At 53.7% G+C, this 17,503-nt stretch carries 19 protein-coding genes; 12 read left to right on the top strand and 7 right to left on the bottom strand.

Annotation, left to right across the window (positions count from 1 at the left end):
* Window positions 1-16: 16 nt before the first annotated feature.
* Window positions 17-1,462, top strand: coding sequence for a metalloprotease TldD (gene tldD, locus IP581_RS20815; protein WP_044489503.1), 1,446 nt, complete (start codon window positions 17-19; stop codon window positions 1,460-1,462).
* A 39-nt stretch (window positions 1,463-1,501) separates the two neighbouring features.
* On the opposite strand, the gene aaeR is transcribed toward tldD, so the two are convergent.
* Entirely contained in the window at window positions 1,502-2,425 is a 924-nt protein-coding gene (gene aaeR, locus IP581_RS20810; protein WP_017457295.1) for an HTH-type transcriptional activator AaeR, read from the bottom strand.
* A 178-nt stretch (window positions 2,426-2,603) separates the two neighbouring features.
* Here aaeR and aaeX point away from each other — a divergent pair, with 178 nt between their 5' ends.
* The 5 genes from aaeX to IP581_RS20785 all read left to right on the top strand — a co-directional run bounded on the left by aaeX (window position 2,604) and on the right by IP581_RS20785 (window position 7,572).
* Window positions 2,604-2,807, top strand: a complete 204-nt coding sequence (aaeX, locus tag IP581_RS20805) for a p-hydroxybenzoic acid efflux pump operon protein AaeX (RefSeq protein WP_061492969.1) — start codon at window positions 2,604-2,606, stop codon at window positions 2,805-2,807.
* A 7-nt stretch (window positions 2,808-2,814) separates the two neighbouring features.
* A complete protein-coding gene (aaeA, locus tag IP581_RS20800; protein WP_097400703.1) occupies window positions 2,815-3,747 on the top strand; it encodes a p-hydroxybenzoic acid efflux pump subunit AaeA in 933 nt (310 codons plus the stop codon).
* Between the two features lie 5 nt (window positions 3,748-3,752).
* A complete protein-coding gene (gene aaeB, locus IP581_RS20795; protein WP_193821276.1) occupies window positions 3,753-5,720 on the top strand; it encodes a p-hydroxybenzoic acid efflux pump subunit AaeB in 1,968 nt (655 codons plus the stop codon).
* 82 nt (window positions 5,721-5,802) lie between these two features.
* Window positions 5,803-7,257: an NAD-dependent succinate-semialdehyde dehydrogenase gene (locus IP581_RS20790; protein ID WP_193821275.1), complete on the top strand. Its 1,455-nt coding sequence runs from the start codon at window positions 5,803-5,805 to the stop codon at window positions 7,255-7,257.
* A 45-nt stretch (window positions 7,258-7,302) separates the two neighbouring features.
* Window positions 7,303-7,572, top strand: a complete 270-nt coding sequence (locus IP581_RS20785; protein ID WP_017457300.1) for a barstar family protein — start codon at window positions 7,303-7,305, stop codon at window positions 7,570-7,572.
* Between the two features lie 61 nt (window positions 7,573-7,633).
* Here the strand turns inward: IP581_RS20785 and yhcN (IP581_RS20780) are convergent, their stop codons facing one another.
* From yhcN (IP581_RS20780) to argR, 3 genes are all read right to left on the bottom strand, one after another.
* Window positions 7,634-7,897 carry a peroxide/acid stress response protein YhcN gene (yhcN, locus tag IP581_RS20780; RefSeq protein WP_086870032.1) on the bottom strand — a complete coding sequence of 88 codons (264 nt, stop codon included), beginning with the start codon at window positions 7,895-7,897 and terminating at the stop codon, window positions 7,634-7,636.
* Window positions 7,898-7,998: 101 nt separating this feature from the next.
* Window positions 7,999-8,262, bottom strand: coding sequence for a peroxide/acid stress response protein YhcN (gene yhcN, locus IP581_RS20775; protein WP_193821274.1), 264 nt, complete (start codon window positions 8,260-8,262; stop codon window positions 7,999-8,001).
* A 381-nt stretch (window positions 8,263-8,643) separates the two neighbouring features.
* Window positions 8,644-9,114 carry a transcriptional regulator ArgR gene (argR, locus tag IP581_RS20770; RefSeq protein WP_017457303.1) on the bottom strand — a complete coding sequence of 157 codons (471 nt, stop codon included), beginning with the start codon at window positions 9,112-9,114 and terminating at the stop codon, window positions 8,644-8,646.
* Between the two features lie 409 nt (window positions 9,115-9,523).
* On the opposite strand from argR, the gene mdh reads away from it, so the two are divergent.
* Window positions 9,524-10,462 (top strand): malate dehydrogenase, encoded by a 939-nt coding sequence (mdh, locus tag IP581_RS20765; RefSeq protein ID WP_086870036.1) that lies wholly within the window; start codon window positions 9,524-9,526, stop codon window positions 10,460-10,462.
* Between the two features lie 66 nt (window positions 10,463-10,528).
* On the opposite strand, the gene degS is transcribed toward mdh, so the two are convergent.
* The 3 genes from degS to zapG all read right to left on the bottom strand — a co-directional run bounded on the left by degS (window position 10,529) and on the right by zapG (window position 13,633).
* Entirely contained in the window at window positions 10,529-11,596 is a 1,068-nt protein-coding gene (gene degS / locus IP581_RS20760) for an outer membrane-stress sensor serine endopeptidase DegS (RefSeq protein WP_017457305.1), read from the bottom strand.
* A 92-nt stretch (window positions 11,597-11,688) separates the two neighbouring features.
* A complete protein-coding gene (gene degQ, locus IP581_RS20755) occupies window positions 11,689-13,065 on the bottom strand; it encodes a serine endoprotease DegQ (protein ID WP_193821273.1) in 1,377 nt (458 codons plus the stop codon).
* Between the two features lie 169 nt (window positions 13,066-13,234).
* Entirely contained in the window at window positions 13,235-13,633 is a 399-nt protein-coding gene (gene zapG, locus IP581_RS20750; protein ID WP_065369473.1) for a Z-ring associated protein ZapG, read from the bottom strand.
* 189 nt (window positions 13,634-13,822) lie between these two features.
* On the opposite strand from zapG, the gene zapE reads away from it, so the two are divergent.
* The 5 genes from zapE to sspB all read left to right on the top strand — a co-directional run bounded on the left by zapE (window position 13,823) and on the right by sspB (window position 17,502).
* Window positions 13,823-14,950 carry a cell division protein ZapE gene (zapE, locus tag IP581_RS20745; RefSeq protein ID WP_193821272.1) on the top strand — a complete coding sequence of 376 codons (1,128 nt, stop codon included), beginning with the start codon at window positions 13,823-13,825 and terminating at the stop codon, window positions 14,948-14,950.
* 255 nt (window positions 14,951-15,205) lie between these two features.
* The gene (gene rplM, locus IP581_RS20740; protein ID WP_004868222.1) at window positions 15,206-15,634 is read left to right on the top strand and encodes a 50S ribosomal protein L13; all 429 of its coding nucleotides are present in this window, start codon (window positions 15,206-15,208) and stop codon (window positions 15,632-15,634) included.
* Between the two features lie 15 nt (window positions 15,635-15,649).
* Window positions 15,650-16,042, top strand: coding sequence for a 30S ribosomal protein S9 (rpsI, locus tag IP581_RS20735; RefSeq protein ID WP_000829818.1), 393 nt, complete (start codon window positions 15,650-15,652; stop codon window positions 16,040-16,042).
* A 313-nt stretch (window positions 16,043-16,355) separates the two neighbouring features.
* A complete protein-coding gene (gene sspA / locus IP581_RS20730; protein ID WP_193821271.1) occupies window positions 16,356-16,994 on the top strand; it encodes a stringent starvation protein SspA in 639 nt (212 codons plus the stop codon).
* Between the two features lie 4 nt (window positions 16,995-16,998).
* Window positions 16,999-17,502, top strand: a complete 504-nt coding sequence (gene sspB, locus IP581_RS20725) for a ClpXP protease specificity-enhancing factor (protein ID WP_086870042.1) — start codon at window positions 16,999-17,001, stop codon at window positions 17,500-17,502.
* Window position 17,503: the final 1 nt, after the last annotated feature.

The following is a 17,503-nucleotide window of genomic DNA, read 5'->3' as shown; positions in this document are numbered from 1 at the left end:
ACGACGAGAAAAAATGATGAGTCTTAATCTGGTAAGTGAACAACTTCTGGCAGCGAACGGCCTGAGCCATCAGGATCTGTTTGCTATTCTCGGTCAACTGACCGCGCGTCGTCTTGATTACGGCGATCTCTATTTCCAGTCGAGCTATCACGAATCCTGGGTTTTAGAAGACAGCATCATTAAAGATGGCTCTTACAATATCGACCAGGGCGTGGGCGTACGTGCCGTCAGCGGCGAGAAAACCGGTTTTGCTTATGCGGACCAAATCAGCCTGCTGGCGCTGGAACAGAGCGCGCAAGCCGCGCGTACCATCGTGCGGGAAGAGGGCGATGGCAAAGTGAAAACGCTGGGCGCGGTTGAGCATCAAAGCCTTTATACCAGCATCGATCCGCTGCAAAGCATGAGCCGTGAAGAGAAGCTCGATATTCTGCGTCGCGTGGATAAAACCGCGCGCGCGGCGGATAAACGCGTACAGGAAGTGACCGCCAGTCTGACTGGCGTTTACGAACTCATTCTGGTGGCGGCGACCGATGGCACGCTGGCGGCGGATGTTCGCCCGCTGGTGCGGCTTTCCGTGAGCGTACAGGTTGAAGACGATGGTAAACGCGAGCGCGGTTCCAGCGGCGGCGGCGGTCGTTTTGGTTATGACTGGTTCTTGCAGGATGTGGATGGCGACGTCCGCGCGGATGCGTGGGCGAAAGAAGCCGTGCGCATGGCGCTGGTAAACCTTTCTGCCGTTGCCGCGCCTGCGGGCACGCTGCCGGTGGTGCTGGGCGCGGGCTGGCCGGGCGTGCTGCTGCACGAAGCGGTTGGTCATGGGCTGGAAGGCGACTTCAATCGCCGCGGAACATCGGTATTTAGCGGTCAGATGGGGCAACTGGTGGCATCAGAACTGTGTACCGTTGTGGACGATGGCACCATCGCCGATCGTCGCGGTTCGGTGGCGATTGATGATGAAGGAACGCCTGGCCAGTACAACGTGCTTATCGAAAATGGCGTGTTGAAAGGCTATATGCAGGACAAACTGAATGCGCGTCTGATGGGCGTTAAGCCGACAGGTAATGGGCGTCGCGAATCTTACGCGCATCTGCCGATGCCGCGTATGACCAACACCTATATGCTCGCGGGCAAATCAACACCGCAGGAGATTATCGAATCTGTCGACTACGGTATCTACGCCCCGAATTTTGGCGGCGGCCAGGTAGATATTACTTCCGGTAAATTTGTTTTCTCCACTTCTGAGGCGTACCTGATTGAAAAAGGGAAGGTCACTAAAGCGGTAAAAGGCGCAACGCTGATTGGCTCCGGTATTGAAGCGATGCAGCAGATCTCCATGGTGGGTAACGATCTGAAGCTGGATAACGGCGTTGGTGTATGCGGCAAAGAGGGGCAGAGCCTGCCGGTGGGTGTCGGTCAACCGACGCTGAAAGTCGATAACCTGACCGTCGGTGGTACGGCTTAACGCTTTTCTCACCCTCTTCGCAAGAAGAGGGTGACTCCTTCACACGCTGCGTCCCTGCATGCCCTGATACACCTTTGCCACTTCAATAAAGTACTCCGTCAGATAGTTAATACACACCTGCACTTTTAGCGGCAGCTTATCTTTTTCGGTATAGAGCGCGTAAACCGGGCGAGGATCGGACTGGTAGCGCGGCAGCAGGATCTCAAGTTGACCGCTGTTGATCTCGTCGATCACCCACATTAATGGCACGAAGGCGATCCCGGCTCCGGCGGTCAGCCAGCGCGTGAGCGTCATCGGATCGTTAGTGACAAACCGCCCTTGTGGGATAAGCCGCGTGGCGATCCCTTCAGGTGCCACCAGCTCAAATTCGTTATCCGGACGCACGCTGTATTCCAGCCAGGAGTGGTTCACCATATCGGCTGGTTTTTCAGGAATGCCGTACTGAGCGAGGTAGCTTTTAGCCGCGCAAACCACCATTGGCATTGCGCCAAGGCGGCGGGAGAAGAGGCTGGAATCCTGCAGTGCGCCAACGCGGATCACCAGATCCAGACCGTCAGCAATCAGATCCGGCGCCGGTATCCCGGTGACGAGATTTACCGACAAACCCGGATGCTCTTTGAGCATATCGGCGGTCATTTTTGCCAGCACATTTTGCGCCATGGTTGAAGAACTGCCAATGCGCAGCGTACCGATTGGGGTGTTGTTAAAGGCGTAAAGCTGCTCGTGAACGTCCTGTACTTCATGCAGCATCCGGCGGCAGCCCTGGTAGTAAATCTTGCCCGCTTCGGTGAGGCCCAGACTGCGCGTGCTGCGGTTTAGCAGCTTTACCTGCAACTCATCTTCAAGTTTGGCGACGGTCTGGCTGATGGAGGAAACACTCATTTGTAGCTGTCGGGCGGCGGCGGTAAACGAACCTAATTCCACCACTTTGGCAAACACCGACATGCGTTTTAGTCGTTCCATTATTCACTCTGAGTTAAAAGTGATTTAGATCACATAATATAGATAACAGCATAACAGTTACGTTAATATACTATCTATTAAGAATATTCACGTCACTCTCGCCTGGCTCTCCTTGCCCTTACTCCTGCGGTGACGTTAGAACGAATTGTCACCTGCACGCACTCTAATCAAGGTCAACATGAGTCTGTTTCCCGTCATCGTGGTGTTCGGTTTGTCGTTCCCACCGATTTTTTTCGAATTAATTTTGTCACTGGCGATCTTCTGGCTGGTGCGCCGTGTGCTGGTCCCCACCGGGATCTATGACTTCGTCTGGCACCCGGCGCTGTTTAACACTGCGCTGTATTGCTGCCTTTTTTACCTGCTGTCGCGCCTGTTTGTTTGAGGTAGAAGTGAAAACACTAACAAGAAATATCTCTCGCACCGCTATCACTATGGTGCTGGTCATCCTGGCGTTCGTCGCGATTTTCCGCGCCTGGGTTTATTACACTGAATCGCCCTGGACGCGCGACGCGCGCTTTAGTGCCGACGTCGTGGCTATCGCGCCAGATGTCACTGGCCTTGTCACCGCCGTCAATGTGCATGACAACCAACTGGTGAAAGAGGGCCAGGTACTGTTCACCATCGATCAACCGCGTTACCAAAAAGCGCTGGCTGAGGATGAAGCAGACGTTGCCTATTACGAAGCGCTGGTGGCGGAAAAACGCCGTGAAGCCGGGCGTCGTAATCAACTGGGTGTTCAGGCCATGTCGCGTGAAGAGATCGACCAGGCCAACAACACCCTGCAAACCGAGCTGCATCAATTAGCCAAAGCACAAGCAGCCCGCGATCTGGCGAAGCTGGATCTGGAGCGCACTATCATTCGTGCGCCGGCCGATGGTTGGATCACGAACCTGAATGTCTACGCCGGTGAGTTTATTACCCGGGGTTCCACCGCGGTGGCGCTGGTGAAACAACACACGTTCTACGTGCTGGCGTATATGGAAGAGACCAAGCTGGAAGGCGTGCGTCCCGGTTATCGCGCGGAGATCACCCCGCTTGGCAGCAATCTGGTATTAAAAGGCACGGTGGACAGCATCGCCGCAGGCGTCACGAACGCCAGCAGCAGTAATGACAGCAAAGGCATGGCGACCATCGATTCCAACCTTGAATGGGTGCGGCTGGCGCAGCGTGTGCCGGTACGTATTCGTCTCGACAAACAACCAGGCAATCTGTGGCCGGCGGGCACCACCGCGACGGTGGTGGTGATGGGAAAATCCGATCGTGATGAAAGCCAGGATTCGTTCTTTCGCAAAATGGCGCATCGCCTGCGTGAGCTGGGGTAATCGCTATGGGGCTGTTATCCATTGCCAGCCAGCATTTGCGTTTTGCTTTCAAGCTGGCCTTTGCCGTGGTGCTGGCACTGTTTGTTGGCTTTCACTTTCAGCTTGAAACCCCGCGCTGGGCGGTATTAACCGCGGCGATTGTCGCGGCGGGACCCGCTTTTGCCGCCGGTGGCGAGCCTTATTCCGGGGCGATTCGCTACCGGGGAATGTTGCGTATTGTCGGCACCTTTATCGGCTGTATTGCCGGGCTGGCCATCATCATCATGCTGATCCGCACCCCGCTTCTGATGTTAATGGTGTGCTGTATTTGGGCCGGATTTTGTACCTGGGTCTCGTCGCTGGTGCGTGTTGAAAACTCTTACGCCTGGGGGCTGGCGGGTTATACCGCGTTGATTATTGTTGTCACTATTCAGACGGAACCCCTGCTGGCACCGCAATATGCCGTTGAGCGGTGCAGTGAAATCGTGGTGGGCATTCTCTGCGCCATTGTCGCCGATCTGCTCTTTTCTCCGCGCTCCGTCAAACAGGAAATTGACCGCGAGCTGGATAGCCTGCTGCTGGCCCACTATCAACTGATGCAGTTGTGTATTAAGCATGGCGATAGCGAAGAGGTGGACAACGCCTGGGCTGCGCTGGTGCGCCGTACCACTGCACTTGAAGGGATGCGCAGCAATCTGAATATTGAGTCTTCCCGTTGGGGGCGCGCAAACCGCCGTCTGAAAGCGATCAATACCCTGTCGCTGACGCTGATCACCCAGGCGTGTGAAACGTACCTGATTCAGAACACTCGCCCGGAGCTTATCACTGATACGTTTCGCGAGTTGTTTGCCGAGCCGGTCGAGAACGTGCAGGAGATGCACAAGCAGTTAAAAAGAATGCGTCGGGTTATCGCCTGGACCGGTGAGCGGGAAACGCCGGTCACGATTTATAGCTGGGTGGGTGCGGCGACCCGCTATCTGCTGCTGAAACGCGGTGTTATTGGCAACGCGAAAATCAGCGCCGTTGAAGAAGAGGTTCTGCAGGGCGAAGTGGTGGTGAAAGTGGAATCAGCCGAACGCCACCATGCGATGGTTAACTTCTGGCGCACCACGCTTTCTTGCATGCTGGGCACGTTGTTCTGGCTGTGGACTGGCTGGACTTCCGGCAGCGGTTCGATGGTAATGATCGCGGTAGTCACGTCGCTGGCGATGCGTCTGCCGAACCCGAAAATGGTGGCGAAAGACTTTATCTACGGCATGTTATGGGCGCTGCCGATTGGTTCGTTCTATTACCTGGTTATCCTGCCATCGACGCAACAAAGCATGCTGCTGCTGTGTATTAGCCTGGCGGTACTGGCGTTCTTTATCGGTATTGAAGTGCAAAAACGGCGGCTGGGTTCAATGGCGACACTGGCGGGCACCATTAATATTCTGGTGCTTGATAACCCGATGACCTTTAAATTCAGCCAGTTTTTGGATAACGCGCTGGGACAACTGGTTGGCGTGGTTCTGGCGATGGTTGTGCTTTTGCTGGTGCGCGATAACTCGCAAGCGCGCACCGGGCGCATGCTGTTGAACCAGTTTGTTTCCGCTGCCGTTTCGGCAATGACCACCAATACTGCACGTCGCAAAGAGAACCATTTGCCCGCACTGTATCAACAGCTTTTCTTGCTGCTGAATAAATTCCCGGGTGATATCGCCAAGTTCCGCCTCGCGCTGACGTTGATTATTGCGCATCAGCGCCTGCGGGATGCACCGGTGCCAATCAATGATGATCTGTCGGCGTTTCATCGCCAGTTACGACGTACGGCGTCACAAGTAATATCGGCGGGCAGCGACACGAAACGTCGACGTTACTTCACCCAGTTGCTGGAAGAGCTGGATATCTACCAGCACAAGCTACACCACTGGAACGCACCGCCGCAGGTTACCGAGCCGGTACACCGGCTAACCGGCATGTTGCACAAATACCAACATGCGCTGACCAGCAGTTAATGCCAAACCGACGCCAAAAGCGTCGGTTTTTTTATGGCTATACTTTCTAAGAGTTTTTATAAACCGCAGATCAGGAGGACAAATGACAACGCAGTCACTGCAGGACAATGCGCTTTTTCAGACCGGCTATCTGGTTGATGGGGTCTGGAAAACGCTGGATACCACATTTGACGTTCTGAATCCGGCTACGGGTGAAACTATCGCGAAAGTTGCCAAAGCAGGCAAGAAAGAGACAGAAGAAGCCATTGCTGCCGCGACGCGCGCTTTTCCCGCATGGCGGGCGAAAACCGCGAAAGAGCGTTCGACCATTTTGTATCGCTGGTATGAGTTGATTATCGAAAACAAAAGTTGGCTGGGGCGATTGATGACCACCGAGCAGGGCAAACCATTGAAAGAAGCGGAAGGCGAAGTTGACTATGCCGCCAGCTTTATTCAGTGGTTTGCTGAGCAGGCGAAACGCGCTAACGGTGAAATTATCCCGCCCATCAAGCCCGGCTCACGCATTCTGGCGACGCGAGAGCCCATTGGCGTAGTGGCCGCGATTACGCCGTGGAATTTCCCAATGGCGATGTTGACCCGCAAGCTTGGACCCGCGCTGGCGGCAGGCTGTACCGGCGTTATTAAACCGGCAAATAACACACCGCTTAGCGCGTTTGCTTTGCTGGCGCTGGCGAAAAAAGCTGGTGTGCCGGACGGTGTGCTGAATGCCGTTGCCGGAAATACGTCTGAAATCAGCGATGCGATCATGGCCAGCCATGAAGTGCGCAAAATCTCGTTTACCGGCTCGACGGCGGTGGGGAAAACGCTGGTGCGCAACGCGGCTGAAACCATGAAAAAAGTGTCGATGGAGCTGGGAGGAAATGCGCCTTATATCGTGTTTGAGGATGCCGACATTGACGCGGCGGTGCAGGGCGCTATCGCCAATAAATTCCGTAATGCGGGGCAGGTGTGCGTCAGTGTTAACCGCTTCTATATCCATGAATCGGTCTACGAGACCTTTACGCAAAAACTGACGCAGGCTGTTAATGCATTAAAAGTGGGGAATGGTCTGGATGAGGGCGTGGTTGTCGGACCGCTTATTGAACGCGCCGCGGTGGACAAAGTGCGCGAGCATGTCGACGATGCCGTCTCCAAAGGAGCGAAAGTATTGGCCGGTGGCAAACCACACAGCCTCGGCGGAAACTTCTGGCAGCCAACGGTGCTGGGGGATTGCAGCGATGGCATGAAGCTGGCGCAGGAGGAGACGTTTGGCCCGGTAGCCGCCTGTTTCCGTTTCACCAGCGAAGAGGAGGTGGTGCAACGCGCCAACGCAACACCGTTTGGTCTGGCCGCCTATTTCTATACGCAGAACCTGCAGCGGGTATTTCGCGTTTCGCAGGCGATTGAAAGCGGCATGATCGGCATTAACGAATGTGCGGTATCAACGGAGCTGGGACCGTTTGGCGGGGTGAAAGAGTCCGGCCTTGGCCGGGAAGGTTCGGTGCTGGGGCTGGAAGAGTTTCTGGAAGTGAAAACTCTGCACCTTGGGGGATTGTAATCATGCTGGCGGCGTCTTGCCGCCCTGTTGGGCTGATGGCGGAAAATGAATATCTACACTTTCGATTTTAAACATATCGACGATCAAAGTGCTTTCTACCGCGAGTTTAGCCGCCAGTTCGCTATTGAGCGCGAGAAAGTTCACGATCTGGATTCCCTGTGGGACACAGTGATGGATGGCGCGCTGCCTTTGCCGCTGGAAATTGAATTTATTCATCTACCGGAAAAACAGCGCCGTCGTTTTGGCGCGTTGATTCTGCTCTTTGATGAAGCGGAAGAGGAGCTGGAAGGCGAGTTGCGTTTTAATGTGCGGTGAGCGAAGGCAAAAAAAAGCCCCTGACAGGCAGGGGCAAGTCGTCGGACAAGACGACGAGGGTTTATTTATACAGTTCAGCCGTAACGTGGGTGCTATCACCCGTACGCGCTTCAATAATACGGTAGCTGCTCGCGCCAGCCTGATCGGCTTTAGCAGAGAGCTCCTGGCGAATGTCCATCGGGACGCCCGCTCGTTGGGAAATCGAAACACTGCCCATAGATTGCAGGTTGCTGGCTTGTTCACTGTTAACTAACGTTGCGGCGCTCGCGCCGAAAGCGATCAGGGATGCAAGGCCAAGGGATGCGATGATGATATTACGTTTCATTGTCTGTCTCCTTTAGAGAGGCTCAACGGCGAGAAGGGTTGAACAGCTATTTTTGTGCCTGGTGCCGTTGAGTGACGAATTCATAGGGTTATCGGTAAAACTTATTTGTACAGCTCTGCGGTTGCGTGCCACTGGTCGCCGCTACGTGCTTCAATGATGCGGTAAGCTGACGCACCTTGTTCTTCCGCTTTTTTGCTCAGTTGCGCGTTCATGTCCATCGGTGATGCGGTTACAGCACCGATCGAAACGGTACCCAGTGACTGGCGAGATTGCGCCTGTTCCGCGTTGATGGAATCCGCCGCGAAAGCGCCAAATGACAGGGCTGAAAGGACACTCAGTGTTGCAACGGTAGATTTGATATTCATGTCTATTACCTCGTCGTATTCTTTTCTTTAAATTTTTCGGAAGGTCTTGTTTCGTGACCCTCATCACAAAATCAAGTATACACTAGTCACGCTAATAATTAATACCAAGCTAATTATAACTATGATGAATGGGAATATGATTTGCGGTTTTATATTGCTGAAAGGCATAAAAAACAGCGTTCAGGTAAGAATTTAGTTAACGTTAGTTAAGAAAATCATATGGATAGATGAATTTGATTTTTTGTGCGGTGGTATACGCTGGGAAAGGGAAGGGAAACCATAAATCGCACTAACTGCTAAGTTAGCAGCAGGTGAAAAGTCGAATTGTGCAGCAAAAAGCCGAACATTCCCCCGCGAGCGAAGCCGGGGGAGAGGGGCTAATTACAGTTCCTGTTCGAACAGTACCAGAATAGCTTCATAGAGGTCTTTAACCGTGAAGCCTTTGGCTGGTGTGGTGAAAATCGTGTCATCCCCGGCGATGGTACCAAGGATGCCTTCCGCTTTGCCCAGAGAGTCCAGCAGGCGCGCAATCAGCTGCGCCGCGCCGGGACTGGTGTGGATCACCACGACGGCATCATTGTAATCAATATCCAGCACCAGGTTTTTCAGCGGGCTGGAGGTGGTGGGAACCCCGAGTTCTATCGGCAGGCAGTAGACCATTTCCATTTTCGCGTTGCGCGTGCGCACCGCGCCGAATTTGGTCAGCATGCGAGAGACTTTAGACTGATTGATATTGTCGAAGCCCTCTTCCTGCAGAGCCTGAACAATTTCTCCCTGAGAACTGAATTTCTCTTCTTTAAGAAGCGCCTTAAACGCTTTAACTAATTCTTCTTGTTTTGCCGAGCTTCGCATAAGTCACCCGTAATATGGCCGTGAAAACAACATTATTATGCATATTGATGAATTTTTATGCAAATATTCTCGCGAGGGAATTTCTGAAAACTGCTGAGAAGGCGCGAAGTTTATCAAATCCTGTGATGAAGCACAGCCACATGTGTCTTACGTCGCAAATAAGATTAAAAAGTAAATTAAATGTTATAAAGTTGATGTTATTTTGGTGAATATCGCAGCTATATTATAGACTCTGAGTGTTAGTTGCTTAGCTTGCCGATCTGACGGTCATATCCATCCTTATATAAGATCTTAACAGTGGGCTGCGCCGCACTATTTTGGCGCGTTTACTGTCATAATTACCAGGGTGGATTAAGGTCGCCGCAACGGAGTAACAAAATATTTAGCTAACCATAATAAGGAGTTTAGGATGAAAGTCGCAGTCCTCGGCGCGGCCGGCGGTATCGGTCAAGCGCTCGCCCTACTACTGAAAACACAACTGCCTTCAGGTTCAGAACTCTCCCTGTATGATATTGCGCCTGTAACCCCTGGGGTTGCCGTTGACCTCAGCCATATTCCTACCGCTGTCACCATTAAAGGCTTCTCCGGCGATGATGCGACGCCTGCGCTGGAAGGCGCCGATGTGGTGCTGATTTCCGCAGGTGTGGCGCGTAAACCGGGTATGGATCGCTCCGACCTGTTTAACGTCAACGCCGGTATCGTGAAAAACCTGGTCGCTCAGGTGGCGAAAACCGCGCCGAAAGCCTGTATTGGCATCATCACTAACCCGGTGAATACGACAGTCGCGATTGCCGCTGAAGTGCTGAAAAAAGCCGGTGTATACGATAAGAACAAGCTGTTTGGCGTGACGACGCTGGACATCATCCGTTCCAACACCTTCGTGGCAGAGTTAAAAGGCAAACAGCCGACAGATATCGAAGTTCCGGTTATCGGTGGCCACTCTGGTGTGACAATCCTGCCGCTGCTGTCGCAGATCCCGGGTGTCACTTTCAGCGAGCAGGAAGTGGCCGATCTGACAAAACGTATTCAGAATGCCGGTACCGAAGTGGTGGAGGCGAAAGCGGGTGGCGGTTCAGCAACGCTTTCCATGGGCCAGGCCGCCGCACGTTTTGGTTTGTCGCTGGTGCGCGCGCTGCAGGGCGAGCAAGGCGTTGTTGAGTGCGCTTATGTGGAAGGTGACGGCGAATACGCGCGTTTCTTCTCGCAGCCGCTGCTGCTGGGTAAAAACGGTATTGAGGAGCGCCATGCTATCGGTAAGCTCAGCGCGTTTGAGCAGCAATCGCTGGAAGGCATGCTGGATACGCTGAAAAAAGATATTCAGCTTGGCGTGGATTTCGTTAACCGTTAAGCCTTGCTGTCCTGCAAGCGCAGGAAGAAAAAACCGGAGCCTGTTGCTCCGGTTTTTTTATGAAACTCAGTTGGTCGCCGGGTATTCCTGAATCGTGACCTTGAAGGTGAGTTTCTTGTCGTCGCGCATGACCTCGACCGGAATTTCAGACCCTGGCCGGATTTCCGCCACTTGATCCATGGTTTCGAGGGCGGAAACAGCCGGTTTTCCGTTCACCGAGGTGATCACATCATTGACCTGAATCCCCGCGCGCGCCGCCGGGCCATCCGGCGAGACTTCGTTAACGACAATCCCCTGGATCGGGTCGATACCGCCGCCCTGGGTGTGCAACGGCGCGATCTCCCGGCCGCCAATGCCGATATAGCCACGGATCACGCGGCCATCGCGGATCAACTTATCCATGATTTTGGTCGCCAGCTGGAAAGGAATGGCGAACCCGATACCTTCCGGCGTTTCACCGTCATTACTTTTATCAAATGACAGGGTGTTGATACCCATCAGTTCGCCCAGCGAATTCACCAGCGCGCCGCCGGAGTTACCATGGTTAATGGAAGCATCGGTCTGCAAAAAGTTTTGCCGTCCGCTGGGATTCAAACCAATACGACCCGTGGCGCTGATAATCCCCTGGGTCGTTGTCTGACCAAGGTTATACGGGTTGCCGATCGCCAGTACCACATCGCCGATATGCGGTGTGCGCTTTGTGTTGATGGGGATCACCGGCAAGCCGCCGTTAGCATTAATCTTCAATACCGCAAGGTCGGTTAACGTATCCGAGCCCACCAGTAACGCTTCAAACACCCGGCCATCCTGCAGCGCGACAATGATTTGGTCCGCATCGTTAATCACGTGTTTGTTGGTGATGATATAGCCGCGTTGATCCATGATGACGCCGGAACCGAGCGTACGAATTTCGAGACGATCATGGGTGGAGCTATTCAGGCTACGGTTATAGACGTTCACGACCGCAGGCGCTGCGCGACGAACTGCCGGGTTATAGCTGGCAGGCGTTTCATCGGCGCTGTCGATTTGCGGCGTCGCGAGCGGAATGTTTTTACGCAGCGAAGGCATGGCGACGATGATCAGACCACCGACAACCAAACCGATTGCCACGGAACGTAAAAGCTTCACATACATGATGGGATAGTCATTAAAAGGAGAACGGCAGCAGCATAACATGAGTTATCCGGACATCACACGCAGGCGGTGATGTCCGGCGATAGAATTACTTAGCGCAGCAGCAGATAGATACTGTCGTTGCCCCGCACGATATGCAGCGCCATCACGGAAGGTTTCGCTTCCAGCACTTTGCGCATTTCAGCAATCGACTGTACGCGATCCCGGTTAACGCCAATGATCACATCATCTTTGTGCAGGCCAGCCTGCGCGGCGGCGCTGCCTTTTTCCACATTGCCGACGGTGATGCCTTTGGTGCCATCTTTCAGCTGACCGTCGCTCAGTTCCGCGCCTTGCAGCGACGGAGAGATCAGCTCGGCGCTGGCAGAAGAGGAGGTGCTTTTATCAAGCGTCACTTCGACATCCAGTGGTTTGCCGTCGCGCAATATCCCCAACTTCACCTTCGCTCCCGGTTCTGTGGTCGCAATACGCGAACGCAGTTCGGCGAAGCTGCTCAATGGTTTACCATTCAGGCTAACAATCACATCACCCGATTTGATCCCCGCTTTTGCCGACCCCGAATTCGGCAGCACTTCACTGACAAAGGCGCCGCGCTGCACGTTCAGGTTAAAGGCTTTGGCGATATCCGCGCTCATTTCGGTGCCTTTAATACCCAACAGGCCGCGTTTGATTTCACCAAACTGGATTAACTGGCGGGAGAGGGTTTGCGCCATGTTACTGGGGATCGCAAAGCCGATGCCGACGCTGCCTCCGCCCGGTGCGAGTATCGCCGTGTTAATGCCGATAAGTTCGCCGTTCAGGTTGAGCAGCGCGCCGCCGGAGTTGCCACGGTTAATGGAAGCATCGGTCTGGATAAAGTTTTCCAGCCCTTCAAGGTTCAGGCCGCTGCGGCCCAGGGCAGAAACAATCCCGGATGTGGCGGTTTGACCCAGGCCGAACGGGTTGCCGACGGCAATAACGAAATCGCCGACGCGCAGCTGATCGGAATCGGCGATGGCAATTTGTGTCAGATTGCTCGCATTTTGTAATTGCAGCAGCGCGATGTCGCTCTGGTCGTCCCCGCCAATCAATTTGGCTTCGAATTCACGCCCGTCATTCAACTGCACATTGATTTTTTGTGCCTGGTTAATCACGTGGTTATTAGTCAGCACGTAACCTTTAGCGGCATCAATAATCACCCCGGAACCCAGGCCTTCGAACGGTTGTGGTTGCTGCTGGGGTTGATCCGGCATCTCTTCGCCGAAATATTTTTTCAGTTCTTCAGGGACTTTCTGGCCTTGTACCGCCGTGCCTTCTACCTGCACGCTGACAACCGCCGGCAGAACTTTTTCCAGCACGGGCGCGAGGCTTGGTAACGCGCCCTGACCAGGGACTTGTGACGGCATTGCCGCAACGGTCTGAAAGGGTGCCGAGAGAGTTAACCCGACACTTAACGCAAATGCACTCAACAGCTGGGTTTGTTTCTTCATTGATGCTGGCTCTCGTAACCTGAAGTGGAAGGAATGACGCCCCAAAACAGTTTGATGTTATTGAAATTTCAACCGCGTAACAATGAGGTGAATGACTAAATAATAGCTGCGATGCGCAAGAAGGGACGGGCGCAAGGAGCGCGCCCGTAAATATTTCAGAAGTGTTCGATTATTTACGGCTGGCGCCGCCGCGCAGCAGGCCAGAAGCACCTTCAGAATAGTCGCGCGGGATCTGCACCGGCGCCTGATCGTTGCTGGCTTCGGATTCGGCCAGACGGTTGCGGAACGGGTTCTCTTCCGCGGACATTTCCGGCAGCAGGCTGGTAGAGCTTTTCGCCATATGCTGATAAAGCTGGCGGTAATCGTGCGCCATGTTATCCAGCAGCTCAGCGCTGCGGGCAAAGTGGCTTACCAGCTCTTCGCGATACTCTTCGAGTTCCGCTTTGTTTTTTTCCAGCTCGTACTGCAAGGCCTGCTGTTGGCGCAATTTGCGGTTTCCGAAACGCATACCCACGGCACCAATAATAATGCCGACAACCAACCCAATTAGCGCATATTCCCAGGTCATGAACTTCTCCCGTTGTTTTTTGATTCCGTAGGGTGTGGGCTGCAAGCTCCTGCCTGCGCCTGATTGTGCCACTATAACCGCTAATCGTGCAGAAGTGGAATCCTGACGCAGCATCGCGTAGTGTAGAACGGCCTTTTTTTCGTCAACCCTGTGGGGGCGGATCGATTTTCAAGGAATAACAACAACACCATGCAGAGCCTTTCCCCAACATCGCGATATTTAAATGCCCTGAACGAGGGTAGCCATCAACCGGATGATGTGCAAAAAGAAGCCGTCTCGCGGCTGGATGTCATTTACCAGGCATTAATTAACCGCAGAGAACCCGCCGCGCTGCAAAGCGGCGGTTTGATGGCGAAGCTTGGCAAGCTGCTCGGCAAACCTGAGCGGAAAGAAGCCGCACCTGTACGTGGCCTCTATATGTGGGGCGGCGTCGGGCGGGGAAAAACCTGGCTGATGGACATGTTCTATCAAAGCCTGCCCGGCGAGCGTAAACAGCGTCTGCACTTTCACCGCTTTATGCTGCGCGTCCATGAAGAGCTGACCTCGCTGCAGGGGCAAAGCGATCCGCTGGAAATCGTGGCCGATCGCTTTAAAGCCGAAACTGATGTGCTGTGCTTTGACGAATTTTTTGTCTCAGATATCACCGACGCCATGCTGCTTGGTGGGCTGATGAAAGCGCTATTCGCACGCGGTATCACGCTGGTGGCGACCTCGAATATTCCGCCGGATGAACTGTACCGTAACGGTTTGCAGCGGTCGCGGTTTTTACCCGCTATCGACGCGATTAAACAGTTTTGCGACGTCATGAATGTCGATGCGGGTGTCGATTATCGCCTGCGGACACTGACGCAGGCGCACCTGTGGTTAACGCCGTTAGATGCCAGTACAGTTCAGCAGATGGATAAACTGTGGCTGGCATTGGCGGGTGCGGCACGACAAAACGCGCCGGAACTAGAGATTAACCATCGATCATTGCCAACTCTGGGTGTGGAAAACCAGACGCTGGCGGTGTCGTTTTCTACCCTTTGCGTGGATGCCCGCAGCCAGCATGACTATATTGCGCTTTCACGGCTCTTTCATACGGTGATGTTGTTTGATGTGCCGGTGATGACGCCGCTGATGGAGAGCGAAGCGCGGCGGTTTATCGCGCTGGTGGATGAGTTCTACGAGCGCCACGTGAAGCTGGTGGTTAGCGCTGCGGCAGCGCTGCATGATATCTACCAGGGCGAGCGGCTGAAGTTTGAGTTCCAGCGCTGTTTATCTCGCTTGCAGGAGATGCAGAGCGAAGAATACCTGAAACGCGCACATATGCCCTGATGCGGCCTTGCCTTCTTTTCTTGCCAGAGGGCGACAAAACCTGCGTCAAATCACGAAAAGGGGTCGATCTTTGACCCCGACTTCTCTATAATCCTGCGACCCCACGTTACAAGAAGGTTTTTTTCCCGAAACTTTCTCTGTGTCGGCATAAGCTATTCGAAGGGGTAGGTTTGCCGGACTTTGTCGTGTGAACCTCAACTGACTAAACGTTTGGGTGTTCACCAACGTGTAACTAATTATTTGGGTAAGCTTTTAATGAAAACTTTTACAGCTAAACCAGAAACCGTAAAACGCGACTGGTATGTTGTTGACGCGACCGGTAAAACCCTGGGCCGTCTGGCTTCCGAACTGGCTCGTCGCCTGCGCGGTAAGCATAAAGCGGAATACACTCCGCACGTTGATACAGGTGATTACATCATCGTTCTGAACGCAGAAAAAGTTGCTGTAACCGGCAACAAGCGCGAAGACAAAATGTATTACCACCACACCGGCCACATCGGTGGTATCAAAGAAGCGACCTTTGAAGAGATGATTGCTCGCCGTCCTGAGCGTGTGATTGAAATCGCGGTTAAAGGCATGCTGCCAAAAGGCCCGCTGGGTCGTGCTATGTACCGTAAACTGAAAGTTTACGCTGGCAACGAGCACAACCACGCGGCACAGCAACCGCAAGTTCTTGACATCTAATCGGGATTATAGGCAATGGCTGAAAATCAATACTACGGCACTGGTCGCCGCAAAAGCTCCGCCGCTCGCGTGTTTATCAAACCGGGCAACGGTAAAATCGTAATCAACCAGCGTTCGCTGGAACAGTACTTCGGTCGTGAAACTGCCCGCATGGTAGTTCGTCAGCCGCTGGAACTGGTCGACATGGTTGAAAAATTGGACCTGTACATCACCGTTAAAGGTGGTGGTATCTCCGGTCAGGCTGGTGCGATCCGTCACGGTATCACCCGCGCTCTGATGGAGTACGACGAGTCCCTGCGTTCCGAACTGCGTAAAGCTGGCTTCGTCACTCGTGACGCGCGTCAGGTTGAACGTAAAAAAGTCGGTCTGCGCAAAGCACGTCGTCGTCCGCAGTTCTCCAAACGTTAATTGGTTTCTGCTTCGGCAGAACGATTGGCGAAAAAACCCGGTGCGAACCGGGTTTTTTTATGGATAAAGATCGTGTTATCCACAGCAATCCATTGATTATCTCTTCTTTTTCAGCATTTCCAGAATCCCCTCACCACAAAGCCCGCAAAATCTGGTAAACTATCATCCAATTTTCTGCCCAAATGGCTGGGATTGTTCATTTTTTGTTTGCCTTACAACGAGAGTGACAGTACGCGCGGGTAGTTAACTCAACATCTGACCGGTCGATTAAGTCCGGTAGCAGTAAATTCTGAATATATACCTGGAGGTTTTCATGGCTGTCGCTGCCAACAAACGTTCGGTAATGACGCTGTTTTCTGGTCCTGTGGACATCTATAGCCATCAGGTCCGTATCGTGCTGGCCGAAAAAGGTGTCAGCTTCGAAATTGAGCACGTGGAAAAGGATAATCCTCCTCAGGATCTGATTGACCTCAACCCGAATCAAAGCGTACCGACACTTGTAGATCGTGAACTCACCCTGTGGGAATCACGCATCATTATGGAATATCTGGACGAACGTTTCCCGCACCCGCCGTTAATGCCGGTTTACCCGGTGGCGCGCGGTGAGAGCCGTCTGTACATGCATCGTATTGAGAAGGACTGGTATTCGCTGATGAATACCATCCTGAACAGCAGTGGCGCACAGGCGGACGCGGCGCGTAAACAGCTGCGTGAAGAACTGTTGGCGATTGGCCCGCTGTTCACCCAGAAACCTTACTTCCTGAACGATGAGTTCAGCCTGGTTGACTGCTACCTCGCTCCGCTGCTGTGGCGTCTGCCGGTACTGGGTATCGAACTGAGCGGTGCCGGTGCGAAAGAGCTGAAAGGGTATATGACGCGCGTTTTCGAGCGTGATTCCTTCCTTGCCTCTCTGACAGAAGCCGAGCGCGAAATGCGCCTGGGCCGGGGTTAACTAAATGGATTTGTCACAACTGTCTCCACGCCGTCCGTATTTACTGCGGGCCTTCTACGAATGGCTGCTGGATAACCAGCTTACGCCGCATCTGGTTGTTGATGTGACGTTGCCGGGCGTACGCGTGCCGATGGAGTATGCGCGTGACGGGCAGATCGTGTTGAACATTGCACCGCGCGCGGTCGGCAACCTGGAACTGGCGAATGACGAAGTGCGTTTCAACGCGCGCTTCGGCGGCGTTCCGCGTCAGGTTGAAGTGCCAATGGCCGCCGTGTTGGCGGTTTATGCCCGTGAAAACGGTGCCGGTACGATGTTTGAACCGGAAGCCGCGTACGATGAAGAGGTCGTCGGCCTGAACGATGACGACAATACTTCTGCGCAGGAAAACGAGACGGTGATGTCGGTTATCGACGGTGATAAACCCGATCACGAAGACGATCACGATAACAGCCCTGATGACGATCCGCCGCCGCGCGGTGGGCGTCCATCGCTGCGCGTGGTGAAATAAC

Source organism: Kosakonia pseudosacchari, from assembly GCF_015167415.1.
GTDB classification, from domain to species: Bacteria; Pseudomonadota; Gammaproteobacteria; order Enterobacterales; family Enterobacteriaceae; genus Kosakonia; species Kosakonia pseudosacchari.
The sequence above is the reverse complement of the archived record's forward strand: the minus strand, read 5'-3'. Positions and strand labels throughout refer to the sequence as shown.

Excerpts from the sequence above, each read along its gene's own strand:
- yhcN (WP_193821274.1), bottom strand. The coding sequence starts at position 8,262 with ATGAATATCAAATCTACCGTTGCAACACTGAGTGTCCTTTCAGCCCTG.
- degS (WP_017457305.1), bottom strand. The coding sequence starts at position 11,596 with ATGTATGTGAAGCTTTTACGTTCCGTGGCAATCGGTTTGGTTGTCGGT.
- IP581_RS20790 (WP_193821275.1), top strand. The coding sequence starts at position 5,803 with ATGACAACGCAGTCACTGCAGGACAATGCGCTTTTTCAGACCGGCTAT.
- aaeB (WP_193821276.1), top strand. The coding sequence starts at position 3,753 with ATGGGGCTGTTATCCATTGCCAGCCAGCATTTGCGTTTTGCTTTCAAG.
- rpsI (WP_000829818.1), top strand. The coding sequence starts at position 15,650 with ATGGCTGAAAATCAATACTACGGCACTGGTCGCCGCAAAAGCTCCGCC.
- sspB (WP_086870042.1), top strand. The coding sequence starts at position 16,999 with ATGGATTTGTCACAACTGTCTCCACGCCGTCCGTATTTACTGCGGGCC.
- aaeX (WP_061492969.1), top strand. The coding sequence starts at position 2,604 with ATGAGTCTGTTTCCCGTCATCGTGGTGTTCGGTTTGTCGTTCCCACCG.
- argR (WP_017457303.1), bottom strand. The coding sequence starts at position 9,114 with ATGCGAAGCTCGGCAAAACAAGAAGAATTAGTTAAAGCGTTTAAGGCG.
- yhcN (WP_086870032.1), bottom strand. The coding sequence starts at position 7,897 with ATGAAACGTAATATCATCATCGCATCCCTTGGCCTTGCATCCCTGATC.
- tldD (WP_044489503.1), top strand. The coding sequence starts at position 17 with ATGAGTCTTAATCTGGTAAGTGAACAACTTCTGGCAGCGAACGGCCTG.
- sspA (WP_193821271.1), top strand. The coding sequence starts at position 16,356 with ATGGCTGTCGCTGCCAACAAACGTTCGGTAATGACGCTGTTTTCTGGT.
- IP581_RS20785 (WP_017457300.1), top strand. The coding sequence starts at position 7,303 with ATGAATATCTACACTTTCGATTTTAAACATATCGACGATCAAAGTGCT.
- degQ (WP_193821273.1), bottom strand. The coding sequence starts at position 13,065 with ATGAAGAAACAAACCCAGCTGTTGAGTGCATTTGCGTTAAGTGTCGGG.
- mdh (WP_086870036.1), top strand. The coding sequence starts at position 9,524 with ATGAAAGTCGCAGTCCTCGGCGCGGCCGGCGGTATCGGTCAAGCGCTC.
- zapE (WP_193821272.1), top strand. The coding sequence starts at position 13,823 with ATGCAGAGCCTTTCCCCAACATCGCGATATTTAAATGCCCTGAACGAG.
- rplM (WP_004868222.1), top strand. The coding sequence starts at position 15,206 with ATGAAAACTTTTACAGCTAAACCAGAAACCGTAAAACGCGACTGGTAT.
- zapG (WP_065369473.1), bottom strand. The coding sequence starts at position 13,633 with ATGACCTGGGAATATGCGCTAATTGGGTTGGTTGTCGGCATTATTATT.
- aaeR (WP_017457295.1), bottom strand. The coding sequence starts at position 2,425 with ATGGAACGACTAAAACGCATGTCGGTGTTTGCCAAAGTGGTGGAATTA.